The 14,750-nt window shown below is 73.4% G+C and carries 17 protein-coding genes; 12 read left to right on the top strand and 5 right to left on the bottom strand.

Translation table 11 applies throughout. The features are described 5' to 3' along the window. Positions 1–40 precede the first annotated feature (40 nt). Positions 41–1,246: a replication-associated recombination protein A gene (locus tag ACZ5UI_RS20160; RefSeq protein WP_464197848.1), complete on the bottom strand. Its 1,206-nt coding sequence runs from the start codon at positions 1,244–1,246 to the stop codon at positions 41–43. Between the two features lie 109 nt (positions 1,247–1,355). Here ACZ5UI_RS20160 and chrA point away from each other — a divergent pair, with 109 nt between their 5' ends. Further along, positions 1,356–2,489 carry a chromate efflux transporter gene (chrA, locus tag ACZ5UI_RS20155; RefSeq protein ID WP_464190317.1) on the top strand — a complete coding sequence of 378 codons (1,134 nt, stop codon included), beginning with the start codon at positions 1,356–1,358 and terminating at the stop codon, positions 2,487–2,489. Here the strand turns inward: chrA and ACZ5UI_RS20150 are convergent, their stop codons facing one another. Together ACZ5UI_RS20150 and ACZ5UI_RS20145 are read right to left on the bottom strand one after the other, a co-directional pair. Further along, positions 2,490–3,350 carry an ABC transporter permease subunit gene (locus tag ACZ5UI_RS20150; protein WP_464190315.1) on the bottom strand — a complete coding sequence of 287 codons (861 nt, stop codon included), beginning with the start codon at positions 3,348–3,350 and terminating at the stop codon, positions 2,490–2,492. Continuing rightward, complete coding sequence (locus tag ACZ5UI_RS20145) at positions 3,347–4,189, bottom strand: ABC transporter ATP-binding protein (RefSeq protein ID WP_464190312.1); 843 nt, start codon at positions 4,187–4,189, stop codon at positions 3,347–3,349. The genes ACZ5UI_RS20150 and ACZ5UI_RS20145 overlap by 4 nt, the downstream gene beginning before the upstream one ends. A 25-nt stretch (positions 4,190–4,214) precedes the next feature. Between ACZ5UI_RS20145 and ACZ5UI_RS20140 the strand changes: the two genes are divergently transcribed. Genes ACZ5UI_RS20140 through ACZ5UI_RS20120 form a run of 5 tightly spaced genes read left to right on the top strand, consistent with a single transcriptional unit; the run spans position 4,215 to position 8,635 of the window. After that, the gene (locus ACZ5UI_RS20140) at positions 4,215–5,513 is read left to right on the top strand and encodes a M20/M25/M40 family metallo-hydrolase (RefSeq protein ID WP_464190310.1); all 1,299 of its coding nucleotides are present in this window, start codon (positions 4,215–4,217) and stop codon (positions 5,511–5,513) included. Then, positions 5,513–6,586 (top strand): nicotinate phosphoribosyltransferase, encoded by a 1,074-nt coding sequence (locus tag ACZ5UI_RS20135; RefSeq protein WP_464190307.1) that lies wholly within the window; start codon positions 5,513–5,515, stop codon positions 6,584–6,586. The genes ACZ5UI_RS20140 and ACZ5UI_RS20135 overlap by 1 nt, the downstream gene beginning before the upstream one ends. 10 nt (positions 6,587–6,596) lie before the next feature. Continuing rightward, positions 6,597–7,007 carry a methylmalonyl-CoA epimerase gene (gene mce / locus ACZ5UI_RS20130; RefSeq protein WP_464190305.1) on the top strand — a complete coding sequence of 137 codons (411 nt, stop codon included), beginning with the start codon at positions 6,597–6,599 and terminating at the stop codon, positions 7,005–7,007. A gap of 1 nt (position 7,008) precedes the next feature. Further along, a complete protein-coding gene (locus ACZ5UI_RS20125) occupies positions 7,009–7,215 on the top strand; it encodes a hypothetical protein (protein WP_464190303.1) in 207 nt (68 codons plus the stop codon). Between the two features lie 19 nt (positions 7,216–7,234). Beyond that, positions 7,235–8,635 (top strand): MFS transporter, encoded by a 1,401-nt coding sequence (locus ACZ5UI_RS20120; RefSeq protein ID WP_464190301.1) that lies wholly within the window; start codon positions 7,235–7,237, stop codon positions 8,633–8,635. Here the strand turns inward: ACZ5UI_RS20120 and ACZ5UI_RS20115 are convergent. Beyond that, positions 8,610–9,899 (bottom strand): phospholipase D-like domain-containing protein, encoded by a 1,290-nt coding sequence (locus ACZ5UI_RS20115; RefSeq protein WP_464190299.1) that lies wholly within the window; start codon positions 9,897–9,899, stop codon positions 8,610–8,612. The genes ACZ5UI_RS20120 and ACZ5UI_RS20115 overlap by 26 nt on opposite strands. Further along, a complete protein-coding gene (locus ACZ5UI_RS20110) occupies positions 9,896–10,744 on the bottom strand; it encodes a diacylglycerol/lipid kinase family protein (RefSeq protein ID WP_464190297.1) in 849 nt (282 codons plus the stop codon). The genes ACZ5UI_RS20115 and ACZ5UI_RS20110 overlap by 4 nt, the downstream gene beginning before the upstream one ends. Before the next feature lie 33 nt (positions 10,745–10,777). Between ACZ5UI_RS20110 and ACZ5UI_RS20105 the strand changes: the two genes are divergently transcribed. The 6 genes from ACZ5UI_RS20105 (at position 10,778) to ACZ5UI_RS20080 (ending at position 14,630) form a co-directional block, all read left to right on the top strand. After that, positions 10,778–11,350 carry a phosphatase PAP2 family protein gene (locus ACZ5UI_RS20105; RefSeq protein ID WP_464190295.1) on the top strand — a complete coding sequence of 191 codons (573 nt, stop codon included), beginning with the start codon at positions 10,778–10,780 and terminating at the stop codon, positions 11,348–11,350. Continuing rightward, positions 11,347–12,426, top strand: a complete 1,080-nt coding sequence (gene ychF / locus ACZ5UI_RS20100; protein ID WP_464190293.1) for a redox-regulated ATPase YchF — start codon at positions 11,347–11,349, stop codon at positions 12,424–12,426. Before ACZ5UI_RS20105 ends, ychF begins: the two co-directional genes overlap by 4 nt. Beyond that, a complete protein-coding gene (locus tag ACZ5UI_RS20095; protein ID WP_464190290.1) occupies positions 12,423–13,091 on the top strand; it encodes a histidine phosphatase family protein in 669 nt (222 codons plus the stop codon). Before ychF ends, ACZ5UI_RS20095 begins: the two co-directional genes overlap by 4 nt. After that, the gene (locus ACZ5UI_RS20090; protein ID WP_464190288.1) at positions 13,091–13,732 is read left to right on the top strand and encodes a lysophospholipid acyltransferase family protein; all 642 of its coding nucleotides are present in this window, start codon (positions 13,091–13,093) and stop codon (positions 13,730–13,732) included. Before ACZ5UI_RS20095 ends, ACZ5UI_RS20090 begins: the two co-directional genes overlap by 1 nt. Positions 13,733–13,818: 86 nt before the next feature. Further along, positions 13,819–14,241, top strand: a complete 423-nt coding sequence (locus ACZ5UI_RS20085) for a hypothetical protein (protein ID WP_464190286.1) — start codon at positions 13,819–13,821, stop codon at positions 14,239–14,241. Positions 14,242–14,243: 2 nt separating this feature from the next. Further along, a complete protein-coding gene (locus tag ACZ5UI_RS20080; RefSeq protein ID WP_464190284.1) occupies positions 14,244–14,630 on the top strand; it encodes a c-type cytochrome in 387 nt (128 codons plus the stop codon). The last annotated feature ends 120 nt before the right edge of the window (positions 14,631–14,750 follow it).

Here is a 14,750-nt window from a genome sequence, read left to right as displayed (position 1 = left end):
CCGTCCATGATGCCTACTGCGGGTCGTCGCCCGCGGCGGATCAGCCGTCGCGCCTCTCGCGCCAGCGTCGCCAGGCCTCCAGGCGCTCGCGGAACTCGGGCTCGCGCTCGTCGGGCTCGTAGAAGCGCGTGCCCTCGACCGCGTCGGGCAGGAGCTGCTGGCGGGTCAGGTGCCCGGGGTTGTCGTGCGGGTAGTCGTAGGCGGCGGTGGGCGGGGAGGTCCGCACCGGGTTGGAGCGCAGGTAGGCCGGCGGCGGCTGGGTCCCGTGCTCGCGCACGTGGGCGCGCGCCGCGTTGAGCGCCTTGTAGGCCGCGTTGGACTTGGGCGCCATGGCCAGGTACACGGCGCACTGGGCCAGCGCGTGGGCCGCCTCGGGCATGCCCACGTGCTCGACCGCGTGGGCGGCCGACACCGCCACGACGAGCGCCTGCGGGTCGGCGTTGCCGATGTCCTCGGAGGCCAGGATGACCATCCGGCGCACGATGAAGCGGGCGTCCTCGCCGCCCTCGATCATCACCGCGAGATAGTAGAGCGAGGCGTCCGGGTCGCTGCCGCGCGTGGCCTTGATCCAGGCCGACGCCAGGTCGTAGTGCTTGTCGCCCTGCTTGTCGTAGCGGATCGCGCGCCGTTGCAGCGCGTCCTCGGCCGCGGCCAGCGTGACCCGGCCGGCGGTCTCGACGGCCAGCTCGAGCGCGCCCAGCGCGCTGCGCGCGTCCCCGCCGGCCCGCTCGGCCAGGAAGGCCAGCGCGTCGTCGTCGATCTCGGCGCCGGTGCGCTGCAGCAACGCCGCGATGTCGTCGGTGCTCAGCGGCTGGAGCTCGTAGACGGCCATCCGCGAGAGCAGCGCCGAGTTGACCTCGAAGTAGGGGTTCTCGGTCGTCGCCCCGATGAGCGTGACCAGCCCCTCCTCGACCGCGGGCAGCAGCGCGTCCTGCTGGGCCTTGTTGAAGCGATGGATCTCGTCGAGGAAGAAGACCGTGCGCTGGCCGCTGGTCTTGCGCCGGTGGTCGGCGCGCTCGAGCACGCCGCGCACCTCGGGCCGGCCGACCGCGACCGCGCTGAGCTCCTCGAACGCCGCGTCGGCGCTGGCCGCGACGATCCGGGCCAGCGTCGTCTTGCCCGAGCCGGGCGGGCCGTACAGCAGCATCGAGTGCGGGCGCCCCTCCTCGACGGCCCGCCGCAGCGAGTGGCGCTCGCCCAGCAGGTGCGCCTGGCCGACCACCTCGTCCAGCGTGGTCGGGCGCATGCGCGCGGGCAGCGGCGCGTCGTCGGCGGCCCCCACCGGGCGGCCGGGCTCGTCGGGTTCACCGGTCTCAAACAGCTGGTCCGTCACATCCGGGAGTATCCCGGCGCTCATGGACGTCCCGCTCCGAACGGTGCTGCGCGAGTGGGGCCGCATCGGCCTGATCGGCTTCGGGGGCCCGCCCGCGCACGTGGCCCTGCTGCGCGACCTGTGCGTCGGGCGCCGCCAATGGATCGCCGATGCCGAGTTCGAGGACGCCAACGCCGCCTGCGGCCTGCTGCCCGGTCCGGCGTCGACGCAGCTGGCGATCTACTGCGCCCACCGCGTCGCCGGGCTGCCCGGCGCGTTGGTCGGTGGGCTCGCGTTCATCCTGCCCGGCCTGGCGCTGATCATCCTGCTGGCCGCGACGGTCCTGACCAGCGGCGCGCCCGGGTGGCTGCTGGGCGCCGGTGCGGGGGCGGGCGCGGCGGTCGTGCCGGTCGTCGCCGCCGCGGGCATCGGGCTGACCCGCACCGCGCTGCGCGACCACCGCGGCTGGCGCCTGGCCCGGGCGACGGCGTATCTGCTGGCGGCCGCCGCGACGGTGCTGGTGATCGGCGCCTGGGTCGTGCTCGTGCTGCTGGCCTGCGGCCTGCTCGAGCTGACCGTGCGACGTGTGGGGCCGCGGCTGAAGGGCGATCTGGCCGCGCACGCCTGGCCGGTGCTGTTCGCCGCCGCCTCGCAGCTGGGGCCGTTGAGCTGGACCGCCTTCAAGGTCGGCGCGCTGAGCTACGGCGGCGGCTTCGTGATCATCCCGCTGATGCAGGCCGACGCCGTCGACACGTACGGCTGGATGACCCAGGAGCAGTTCCTCAACGCGGTCGCCTTCGGCCAGCTGACACCCGGCCCGGTGGTGCAGACGGTGGCGGTGATCGGCTACGCGGCGGCCGGGCTGGGCGGCGCGCTGCTGGCCTCGTTCATCGCCTTCGCCCCGTCGTTCGTGCTGGTCATCGTGCTGGCGCCACGCTTCCACGGGCTGCGCGACAACGCCACCGCCCGGGCCTTCCTCGACGGCGCCGGCCCGGCCGCGATCGGGGCGATCCTGGGTGCGTCGCTGCTGCTGCTCGACGGCGTGCAGCACGCCTGGCAGTGGATCCTGCTGGCCGTCGCCGCGGCCGCGCTGCTGCTCGGCCGCAGCGCGATCGTCGTGCTGGTCGGCGGGCTGCTCGTCGGCCTGGCCGCCTGGGCGCTCGGCGCGCCCGTCTGATCACAGGTCGCGCCGCGCGAAGGCGACCGCGGCCAGCGCGGTCGCGGCCGCCGTCCAGGCCAGCGCCCAGGGCCAGATCGCCGCGCTGACGTCGGCGGCGCCGCCGAACGGCCCGAGCTGCACCACCACCGCGGCCACGCCGGTCAGGTCGGACGTCAGCGCGTCCAGACCCGACTGGTACAGCGCCTCGAACGGCAGCGCCCACGACACGATCGAGCTGGCCGTGGTCAGGCCGCTGACGTCCAGCGCATCGCCGATCTGCCCGAGCAGCCCGGCGGCCAGGCCGGTGCCGAAGATCATGAACACGGCGATGCCGTTGGCCGTCGTGCTCAGCAGCGTGGAGCCGAGCAGCGACACGGCGATCACCGACACGACGGCCAGCGCCAGGGCCAGGGCGGGCAGCACCACCGAGCCCGGGGTGAAGTCGCCGGTCACCCGGGTGATCAGCGCGGCCACCAGGAACACCACGATCACGTAGGGCGCGCAGACCATCGACGCGGCCAGCAGGCGCCCGAGCAGCAGCGTCGTGCGGCCCACCGGGCGCACCACCAGCGGCTGCAGCAGCCCGCGCTCGGCGTCGCCGCGGACCGCGCCGTGGGTCAGGAAGACCGCCAGCACCACGCCGAGGAACAGGGCGACGAACATGGCCAGCCCCAGCAGCGTGCCGCCGGCCAGGGCGCGCTCGTCCAGCGGGATCCCGCGCTCGTCGGAGTACGTGTTGGAGAGCGAGTCGAAGACCTCCGCCGCGGCCAGCGCGTACAGGGCCAGGAACACCAGGGTCAGCAGACCGACGACGAGCAGCACGCGCCGGCGGACCGCCTCGCGCAGCGCGTGGCCGGCGATGGTCAGCGCGTCGCTCACCCGTCGCGCCCCACGACCGCGGCCAGGTAGGCGTCCTCGAGCGTGCCGCTGACCACCCGCACGCCGTAGATCTCCTCGCCCTCGGCCACGAGCTGGCGCACGAGCGCGGGCACGTCGGCCCGCGTCGCGTCGGGCAGGCGCCGCACCCCGGAGGCGGTCTCGATCTCCACGCCGCCCGGGGCGGTCAGCTCCTCGGGCCGGCCCTGGGTCACCACCCGGCCGCGGTCGACGATCACCACGCGGTCGCAGACCAGCTCGACCTCGCTGAGCAGATGGGAGTTGAGCAGGACCCCGACACCCTGGCCGCGCAGCTCGAGCAGGAGGTTGCGCACCGTGCGCCGGCCGGCGGGATCGAGCGCGCTGGTCGGCTCGTCGAGCAGCACCAGGCGGGGCGCGCCGATCAGCGCCTGGGCGATGCCCAGCCGCTGCTGCATGCCCTTGCTCATCGTCTCGACCCGGCGCCCGGCCTCGCCGCTCAGCCCGACGCGGTCCAGCAGCCGCTCGCGCTCCGCCGCACCGCCGTCCGAGCGCGCCAGCTTCTGGTGCAGGGCGAGCACCTCCTCGGCCCGCGCCCAGTCGGGAAAGCGAAACAGCTCGGCCAGGTAGCCGGTGGCCCCGCGCGCCGCGCGGCTGCCCGCCGGCGCGCCGGCCACCTGCGCGTCGCCGGCGCTCGCGCGCACCAGCCCGCAGGCGATCTTCACCAGCGTCGACTTGCCCGCCCCGTTGGGCCCCAGCAGGCCCACCAGCTCGCCGGCGCCGACCTCCAGGTCGACCCCTTCCAGGGCGGTCGTCGCGCCGTAGCGCTTCGTCAGGCCGCGGGCGGTCAGCGCAGCGGGCACGGAGAGATGCTTAGCATGCCCGCCCATGGACGACCTCGCCGGCTCGGCCACCCAGCTGCTGCAGCAGCTGCTGCGCTTCGACACGGTCAACCCACCGGGCAACGAGCGCGCCGCCCAGGAGCACCTTGCGGCGTTGCTGCGCGACGCCGGCTTCGAGGTCGAGCTGCTCGGCCGCACCGACGAGCGCCCCAACCTCGTCGCGCGCCTGCGCGGCCAGGCCGACGGGCCGACGCTGTGCCTGCTCTCGCACGTCGACACGGTCTACGCGACGGCCAGCGACTGGGAGCACGACCCGTGGTCGGGCGACATCGCCGACGGCTACGTCTGGGGCCGCGGCGCGCTGGACATGAAGAGCCAGACCGCCGCGGAGGTCGCGGCGGCGATCGACCTGGCCCGCTCGGGCTGGCGGCCCGCGGCCGGCGACCTGCTGGTGATCGTGCTGGTCGACGAGGAGACCGGCGGCGCCGAGGGCGCCCAGTGGATCTGCGAGACGCACCCCGACAAGGTTCGCTGCGACTACCTGCTCAACGAGGGTGCCGGCCCGGTGCTGCCCTTCGACGGCGGCCGCTACCTGGGCGTGTGCGTCGCCGAGAAGGGCGTCTTCCGCTTCCGCCTGCACGTCGACGGCGTGGCCGGTCACGCCTCGCTGCCCAAGATCGGCGACAACGCGCTGCTCAAGCTCGCGCCGCTGCTGGACCGCATGGGCGCCAGCCAGCCCGGCTTCGACCTGACCGACGGACCGCGGGCGATGCTGGAGGGGCTGGGCTTCGACGCCTCCGACCCGGCGGCCGCGCTGGAGGCGCTGCGGGCCAAGGACCCGGTCCTGGCCGTGCTGGTCGAGCCGATGCTCGGCGTGACCGTGGCGCCGACGCGCGTGTGGGCCTCGGAGAAGATCAACGTGATCCCGGCGCTGGCCACGATCGGCGTCGACTGCCGGGTGCCGCCCGGGCTGGGCCGCGACGTGGCCGAGGCGCGCGTCAAGGAGGTCCTCGGCGAGGACGGCTACCGCTTGGAGTGGACCGAGCAGGTGGCGGGCAACGGCTCGCCCGTCGACTCGGTGCTGATGGACGCGATCCAGGCCTGGGGCGCCGAGCACGACCCCGAGGCGACGATCATCCCCACGATCCTGCCCGGCTTCACCGACTCGCGCTCGTTCCGGGCCACGTTCCCCGACGTGGTCGCCTACGGCTTCTTCCCGCACAAGCACATGACGCTGCTGGAGTCCGCGCCGCTGGTGCACTCGGCCAACGAGCGCATCGACGTGCGCGACGTGGCGCACGCGGCGACGTTCTTCCGCGACGTCACGCTGCGCCTGCTGGGCTGATGGCCCCCGAGCGGCTGTCCTCCGCTGTCTTCCGGCTGCCCATCGCGCGCATCCGCGAGGGCTACTACTCCGACCAGTACTTCAACCTGACCAAGCAGCTGCTGGAGGCCGAGGACCACCACCCGCAGGTGCTGATGCAGGTCTTCCAGAAGGAGCAGTCGATCCTGGGCGGGATCGACGAGGCGATCGCGGTGCTGCGCGAATGCGCCGGCGAGCGCGCGTCCGGCGGCGAGTGGGTCGACGGCTGGAGCCGGCTGGAGGTGCGCGCGCTGCACGAGGGCGACCGCATCGAGCCGCGCGAGCCGGTCCTGACGATTCGCGGCGACTACGCCCTGTTCGCCCACCTGGAGACGGTCTACCTGGGCTGCCTGGCCCGGCGCACGCTGGTCATGCGCAACGTGCGCGAGGTCGTCCAGGCGGCGCGGGGCAAGGAGATCCTGTACTTCCCCGCGCGCCACGACCACTGGCTGGTGCAGACCGGCGACGGCTGGGCCGCGCACGTCGCCGGGGCGATCGGCGTCTCGACCGACGCGCAGGCGTCGTGGTGGGGCGGGCGCGGCGTGGGCACGGTCCCGCACGGCCTGATCGCCGCTTACCAGGGGGACACCGTGGCCGCGGCCGCCGCCTTCGCGCGTCGCTACGCCGGCGAGATGCACGTGACCGTGCTGGTCGACTTCGAGAACGACTCGGTGCGCACCGCGCTGGCGGTCGCGCGGGCGCTGGGCGACGACCTGTGGGGCGTGCGCCTGGACACCAGCGAGGCGCTGGTCGACGAGGCGCTGAAGGGCACCGACCTGCGCGGCGTGCAGCCGGAGCTGGTGCGCAAGGTCCGCGCGGCGTTGGACGCCGAGGGCTTCCAGCGCGTGAAGATCGTCGTCTCCGGCGGGTTCGACGCCGCGCGCATCCGCCGCTTCGAGGCCGAGGGCATCCCGGTCGACGTGTACGGAGTGGGCTCCTCGCTGATCCGCGGCTCCAACGACTTCACCGCCGACGTCGTCGAGGTCGACGGCGAGCCGCACGCGAAGGTCGGCCGCGGCATCGTGCCCAGCGAGCGGCTCGAGATCGTCACCTAGACTCGATCGCGTGTTTGCCCGGATCGACCACATCGGCGTGGCCGTCGAGGATCTCGACGCCGCCATCGCCCTCTACGACAGCACCTACGAGATGACGCTCGTGCACCGCGAGACGGTGACCGAGCAGGGCGTCGAGGCCGTGTTGCTCGACGTCGGCGAGAACCACGTCGAGCTGCTGGCGCCGTTGCACGCCGACACCCCCGTCGGCAAGTTCCTGGCCAAGCGCGGCCCGGGCATGCACCACGTCGCCTACCAGACCGCCGACATCGTGGCCACGCTCGACGCGTTGCGCGCCCAGGGCGTGCGGCTCATCGACGAGACCCCGCGCGTCGGAATCCGCAACTCATCGGTAGCGTTTCTGCACCCCTCGTCATCCGGCGGGGTGCTCACCGAGATCGTCCAGCCTTCCAAGGAGCATTGACATGGTCCAGGTGTCCATCGGCTTCCAAGCCAGCCCGCCCCTCGGCCTGCGCGTCGAGCAGTCCGACCTCGACAGCCTGCTCGGCGCCGTTGGCGGCGAGGGCTGGCACGACCTCACGACGCTCGACGGCGCCGTGCGCCTGAGCCTGGCCCACGTCCTGTGGGTGCGCACCGAGAACCAGGAGCGCGGGGTCGGCTTCGGTCGGTAGTCGTTAGGCTCGCGCCCGCATGGAGGCGAGCGCGGTAGGCACAGCAGAACCCAAGAAGCCCCTCGGTCGCGACGTCAAGCTGGCGATGTTCGCGATGGCGCTGGCGGTGTTCGTCGTGTCCAACGACATCACCGCCCTGACCGTCGCGGTCCCGGAGATGGAGCGCGACTTCCACACGGACGTCGGCACCGTCCAGTGGGTCATCAACGCGTACTCGCTGACGTTCGGGGTCCTGATCGTCACGGGCGGCCGCCTGGCCGACATCTTCGGTCGCCGCCGGGCGTTCTTCACCGGCATCGCCATCTTCGTCACGTTCTCGCTGATCGGCGCGCTGGCCACCGAGGCGTGGTGGCTGATCTCCTGCCGCGCGGTGATGGCGGTCGGCGGCGCGCTCATGTGGCCGGCGATCGTGGGCCTGATCTTCTCGATCGTGCCCGCCGACCGGGCCGGCCTGGCCGGCGGCCTGATCCTCGGCGTCAGCGGCATCGGCAACGCGTTCGGGCCGATGATCGGCGGCCTGCTGACCGACGCGATCGGCTGGCAGGCGATCCTCGTGCTGAACCTGCCCGTGGCCGCGATCGCCGTCTTCGTGACCTGGCGCACGGTCAAGTCCGACACGCCCACCGGCCCGCGCGAGAAGCTCGACATCCCGGGCGTGATCACGATCTCGGTGGCCATCGTCGCGCTGCTCGTGGCGCTGGACCAGGCCACCGACTGGGGCTGGGGCGACTGGCGCATCCTCGCCCTGTTCGCGATCGCCATCGCCGCGGGGATCGCCTTCGTCTTCACCCAGCGGCGCACCGACGTGCCGGTGCTGATCCCGCGCGCGGTGATCGGGAACCCCTCGTTCCGGGCCGCCTGCCTGGCCACGATGCTCTGCTCGGGGATCTTCTTCGTCTCGCTGCTCTACGTCCCGCAGTTCACGCAGAAGCTGCTGGGCTACGACGCGCTGGAGTCGGGCGTCGCGCTGCTGCCGATGATGGCGCTGTTCGCGATCACCTCGTTCGCCGCCGGCCCGCTCTACAACAAGCTCGGCCCGCGCCCGCTGCTGCTGGCCGGCGCGGCCCTGATGCCGGTCGGCATCTTCCTGCTCAGCTTCATCGAGGCCGACTCGGGCTACGGCGTGATCGTCCCTGGCCTGTGCGTCCTGGGCGTCAGCTTCGGCCTGTTCTACTCGACGCTGACCAACGCGGCGATCACCACGCTCGATCCCGCCCAGACCGGCGTGGGCGGCGGGATCCTCTACATGTCCCAGCTGGTCGGCGGCACCATCGGCGTCGGCCTGACCACGTCGGTGATCCTCAGCGCCTCGAGCTTCGCCGACGGCCTGGACGACGGCTTCCGCGTCGACGCCCTGCTGGGCATCCTCGGGCTGATCGCGGCGTTCTTCGTGGTCAGAGCTCGCGCCGCGCGAGCTTGAGCGTCGTCTCGGCCGCGCGCTGACGCAGCGGCCGGCGCCGCCAGTGGGCCAGGTCGAACGGCTCGGAGACCTGCAGGTCGTCCTCGAAGACCTCGGTCAGCCGGCGGGCGACGCTGGGCGACTGCACGCACAGCGTGGCCTCGTCGTTCTGCTGGAAGGAGCGGTTGTCGAAGTTGACCGACCCCACCGAGGTCCAGGCGCCGTCGATGGTCAGCGTCTTGGCGTGCAGCATCGTCGGGCAGTACTCGTAGACCTCGATGCCGCACTCCAGCAGGCGGTCGTAGGCGTGACGGCCGGCGGTGCGGATGATCGGCTTGTCGATGTTGGAGCCCGGCACCAGGACGCGCACGCGCACGTCGCGCTCGCCGGCGGCCTCGCACAGCGCGTCGACGAACGCCGGACGGGGCGCGAAGTAGGCGGCGGTCAGGTCGATCGTCTGCTGGGCCGAGGCGATGGCCAGGAAGTACAGCGCCTCGACCTCGGTGTCGCCCACCCCGGCGCTGGAGCGCACGAGCTGCATGGCCACGCCGCCGTCGACCTCGTCGATCCCGGGCAGGTAGGTGCCGCCGACCAGCACGTCGCCGGTGGCCTCCAGCCAGTTCTCGGCGAACGCGCCCTGCAGGCCGCGCACGACCGGGCCCCGGACGCGCACGTGGGTGTCGCGCCAGTGGTCGGGGTCGTGCGCGTTGCCGGTCCACTCCTCGGCGATCCCGACGCCGCCGATCATGCCCACGTCGCCGTCGACGATCAGCAGCTTGCGGTGGGTGCGCTTGTTGATCTGGCGGATCGCGTACGTCTTGGGCGGGCGGAAGAAGGCCACGTTGACGCCGGCCCGGCGCAGCTCGCGCACGAGCTTGCGATCCATCTTGGCCGCGCCCATCGCGTCGAGGACCACGTTGACCTCGACGTTCTGGCGGGCCTTGCGGCACAGCGCGTCGGCCACCTCGTCGGCGATGTCGCCCTGCCAGTAGACGTAGGTCTCCAGGTTGACCGTGCGCTCGGCGGCCTCGATCGTCTCCAGGAACGCCGGGAAGATCTCGTCGCCGTTGATCAGCACCTCGAGGTCGTTGCCGTAGGAGATCGGCGCGCCGGTCATCGCCTCGCAGGCGTAGAGGAACTCCTCGGCGCCGACGTCGACCGGGCCGCCGCGCAACGCGTAGCCGTGGCGCTGCTCGCGCCGGTGGCGCAGCGAGTCGCTGGCGTACCAGACGCCCGCGGCCAGGGCGAGGCCGCCGGCCCAGGCCGCGTGCGGGCGCCAGCTCACGGCACGACGATCGCCACCGCGTCCCGTCGTGCGCTGAAGCTCGTCCGTTGCAGCCTGCACAGCTCGCCGTCCACGTTCCACGCGGTGCCCTCCGGGGTGTCGATGTCGATCAGCTTGCCACGTCGGTGGGTCACACCCGCCTGGCGGGCGATGCGCCCGGTCCGCAACCCGTAGGCCCGGCGGACCAGCGCGGCGCGCGAGCCCGCGGCCACGACCACGAGGTCGAGCAGCCCATCGGCGGGGTCGGCCTCCGCGATGCCGCTGCCGCCGCCGAACGCACCGGTCGCGCCGACGATGACCTGCCAGGCGGGACCGTCGTGCACGGTCGCGCCGTCCACCCGCGCGCGCACCGTCACCGGCGTGCCGGTCAGGCCGGCGCGCAGCGCGCCCACGGCGTAGGCCAGCGGGCCCAGGCGCGGCTTCAGCGGCGCGGCCCGGCGCGCGGCGACCACCGGCAGGCCGGTGGAGGCGGCGTTGACGAAGCAGCGGTCGTCGACCTCGGCCAGCTCGATCGGCGTCGTCCGGGCGCCGCGATCGGTGGCCAGCGCGCAGGCGGCGTCCAGCTCGCGCGGGAGCTCCAGCGCGCGGGCGAAGTCGTTGGCGGTGCCGGTGGCGATCACGGCCACCGGCACTCCCGCCGCGCCGGCCACGCGGGCCACCGGGGCGATCGAGCCGTCGCCGCCGGCGACCACGATCCGCTCGGGCCCACCGTCGGCCGCGCGGGCCGCGTCGGAGATGTCCAGCAGGGTCACGTCGGCGCCGCGGGCGCGCAGGGCGGCGGCGACGGTGTCCGCGTCGGTCTCGCCGCCGGACGCGGTGTTGGCGACGAGGGTCAGGTGCACCACAGCGGTTGTCGCCTATCGTGGCGCGTCGCAAACGTGGCCAGCGTTCCGCCCCCCACCGATCCCGGCTCGCGCCGGACGCTGCGCCGCCGCCTGGCCGGCGGGCCGGTCGCCCGTCGCCTGGCCACCGCCGACCTCGCGGTCTACCGCTACGTGCGCGGCGACCTGCACTCCGAGCGGCTGACGCCGGCCATCCGCGCGTTCAGCGCGACCGGCGAGCAGGCGGGCCTGTGGCTGGCGCTGGGCGCCGTCGGGATGGCCGCCGACCCGCAGCGTCGCGGCCGCTGGGCGCGCGCGACCGCGGTCGTCGCCGGCACCCAGGCGCTGAACGTCGTGGTCAAGGTGATCGTGCAGCGCCACCGCCCCGCGCTGGAGGACCTGCCCGCGCTGATCTCGACCCCGACCCAGCTGAGCTTTCCCAGCGCCCATTCGTCGTCGTCGTTCGCCGCGGTGGGGATGTTCGGCGACCTGGTTCCGCGCGCCCCGCTGCTCGCCGTGGCCAGCGCGATGGCGGTCTCGCGGGTCTACCTCGGGGTCCACTATCCGACCGACATCGCCGCCGGTGCCCTGCTCGGCACCGGGGTGGCGGCTATCTTCCGCCGCCGATGAAGGTCGGAATCGTCGGCATGCCCAACGCGGGCAAGTCCTCCCTGTTCAACGCGCTCACCAAGGCGGGCGCGGAAGCAGCCAACTACCCGTTCACCACGATCGACCCCAACGTGGCGGTCGTTCCCGTGCGCGACAAGCGCCTCGACGCGCTCGCGCAGCTGCTGCACGCCTCCAGCGAGGTGTACGACTCGATCGACTTCCACGACATCGCGGGGCTGGTCGCCGGCGCGCACAAGGGCGAGGGCCTGGGCAACAAGTTCCTGGCCAACATCCGCGAGACCGACGCGATCGTCCACGTCGTGCGCGCGCACCACGACGACAACGTGATCCACTCCGAGGGCCGCGTCGATCCGATCGCCGACATCGAGATCATCGAGACCGAGCTGATCATGGCCGACCTCGAGCAGGCCGAGCGGCGCCTGGAGCGCGTCGTGCGCACCGCGCGCGGCGGCGACAAGGCCGCGATCGCCGAGGAGGGGTGGCTGCGCGAGCTGATCGGCGCGCTGCAGGAGGGCCGGCCCGCGCGGTCGGTGCCGTCCCCCGAGGACGCGCCGCACGCGCAGCGCGACCTGGGCTCGCTGACCGCCAAGCCGGTGCTGTTCGTGGCCAACGTCGACGAAGGCGACACCGAGGTGCCGCCGGAGATCGCCGCCTACGCGCAGGCGCAGGGCGCGGTGGCCGTCGCCGTGTCCTCGCGCCTGGAGGCCGAGCTGAGCGAGCTCGACGACGACGAGGCCGAGACGATGCGCGAGGAGCTGGGCCTGGAGCAGTCGGGCCTGGACCGCGTCGTCGAGGGCGCCTTCGCGCTGCTGCACCTGCTGACCTTCTTCACCGCCGGGGAGGCCACGATCGCCCAGTCCTGGCACCTGCGCGAGGGCCTCTCGGCCTGGCACGCGGCGGGCGAGATCCACGGCGACATCCAGCGCGGCTTCGTGCGCGCCGAGGTGATCAACTGGCAGGACCTGGTCGACGCCGGCGGCACCGCCGGGGCGCGCGAGCGGGGCACGCTGCGCCTCGAGGGCCGCGACTACGTGATGCGCGACGGCGACGTGATCAACATCAAGCACACCGGATGAGCGGCGACGGCTACCGCCAGCGCCGCTTTGCGCTGCCGGCCGACGCGACGCAGATCGTGCTCGTCCGCCACGGCGCCTCCGAGCCCGTGTTCCCCGGCCAGCGCCACGAGCTGACGCCCGACGGCTGGGGCGACCCGGCGCTGGCGCCCGAGGGCGTCGAGCAGGCCGCGGCGGTCACCCGCCGGCTGGAACGCGAGCCGATCGACGCGATCTTCGTCACGCCGCTGCGCCGCACCCAGGAGACCGCGGCGCCCACGGTGCAGCGCACCGGCCTGGCGCCGACGATCCTGCCCGAGCTGGCCGAGGTGCACCTGGGCGAGTGGGAGGGCGGCGAGTACCGCGTCCGCGTCCACGAGGGCGACCCGATCGCGATGGAGGTGCTCCTCAAGGAGCGCTACGACGTGATCCCCGGCGCCGAGAAGGCCGACGACTTCGCCGCCCGCGTCCGCGCCGGCATCCTGCGGATCGTCGACACGGTGGGCGGCGGTCGCACCGCGGCCGCGTTCGTCCACGGTGGGGTGATCGGCGAGGTCTGCCGTCTGGCCACCGACTGCCGCCCGTTCGCCTTCTCCTTCGCCGAGAACTGCTCGCTCACGCGGTTGGTCGTGTTCGCCGATGGGCGATGGCTGCTGCGCGGGTACAACGAGACCACCCACCTGGACTGATGCCTGAGCACTTCACCCCCGCATACCGCGCCGTCATCGACGGCTCGTCGCTGATCACGAAGCTGTGGGGGCGTCTGGAGGTCTCCGGCGAGGAGCACCTGCCGCTGGAGGGCCCGGTGCTCCTGTGCGCCAACCACGACTCCTACTGGGACACCGTCTCGATCGGCGCGGCGGCCCGCAAGCGCCGCCAGGTGCACGCGCTGGCCAAGGCGCAGCTGTGGGACAACAAGCTCGTCGGCTGGGTGCTGACCGGCATGGGCCAGATCCCCATCGAGCGCGGCAAGGGCGACGCCAACGCGATGCAGAAGGCGATCGACGGGCTGCGCGCCGGCATCTGCATCGGCATCTTCCCCGAGGGCACTCGCTCGCTGGGCCGCGAGCTGCGCGCCCGCAGCGGCATCGGCCGTCTGGCCGAGGCGGTCCCCGAGGCCACGGTCGTGTGCTGCACCTGCGTCGGCTCGGCCGAGGTCACGTCGTTCCCGCACCGGCCCAAGCTGAAGGTCCGCTTCTTCCTCCCGGCCGGCGGCGGCCTGCAGCCCGGCGAGTCCCACAGCGACTTCGCCGCCCGCCTGGTCGGCGAGATCCGCGCCGAGGCGCCGTACGTGGCCACGGGCCGCAAGCGCCGCGGCGTCGCCGACTGACGCGCGCTCCGCTGGCGGCGATGCGCCGCTTCGAGGTCGCCGCGCCGGGTTGTCTTCGCCGCCGCCAACTGGGAGGGTGGCGCGCTATGCGCCTCTCCTTGTTGGTCGCCGCGTTGCTCGCGAGCGTCTCGATCGCGGTTCCGGCGGCCTCGGCCCAGGCGCCGACGGTCACGCTGACCATCGGCCCGGGCCAGACCGCGCAGCAGCTGATCTTCAGCGGCTTTCAGTACCAGGTGTCCTCCACGGCGGGCATCGAGTTCGACCCGGTCCTGACCACGAAGGTCAAGGGTCGCACCGTCGTGCTCACGCGGGCCCTGCGCCGCGAGACCAACTACGCCTCGACGGCCGACCCGGTGAGCTACTCGCTCCCGTCGGTGTCCGACCGCACCGCGGCGTTCCTGCGCAAGCTCAAGAAGCCCCTGCGGGTGACGCTGTCGGTCGCCTTCCGCGGCATCGACACCGGTGCGACCGGCACGGCGACCAAGAGCGCGACGCTGAAGCTGCGCTGACCGTGGGTGCGCGCGGCGCGGCAGCGGCCGCGGTCCTCGCCGCGCTGGCCCTGGTCGGGTGCGGACGCGACGTGCCGCTCGATCCCGCCGTCCAGGCGGGCGTGGATCCGCGGACGACGCTGGACCCGCGCGTGATCTTCCGCGTGTCGGGCGGTTGCGGCCTGTGCCACGAGCTCGCCGCCGCCGGCACCCGCGGGCAGACCGGCCCGAACCTCGACCAGGCGCTGCCCGGGCGCTCGGCCGCCGACATCCGCCGGTCGATCCTGCAGCCCGGCGACCGCGTCGAGCCGGGCTACCCCGCCGCGATGCCCAGCGCGAACGGCAACAGCCTCAGCCCGGCCCAGCTGGACGCGCTCGTGGCCTGGCTGCAGGCCGAGACGCGTCGCTAGCTGAGCTGCTCACGGACCTGCTGAACAGGGCAGGGCCGCGTATTTGATGGATGTGTCCGGCCCCGACCGGAGGCTGAGAGGTGCGACCCACCACAGCCCAAGAAGGGACCGGACACATGA

This window comes from Conexibacter sp. JCM 18997, assembly GCF_055391915.1.
The sequence above is the reverse complement of the archived record's forward strand: the minus strand, read 5'-3'. Positions and strand labels throughout refer to the sequence as shown.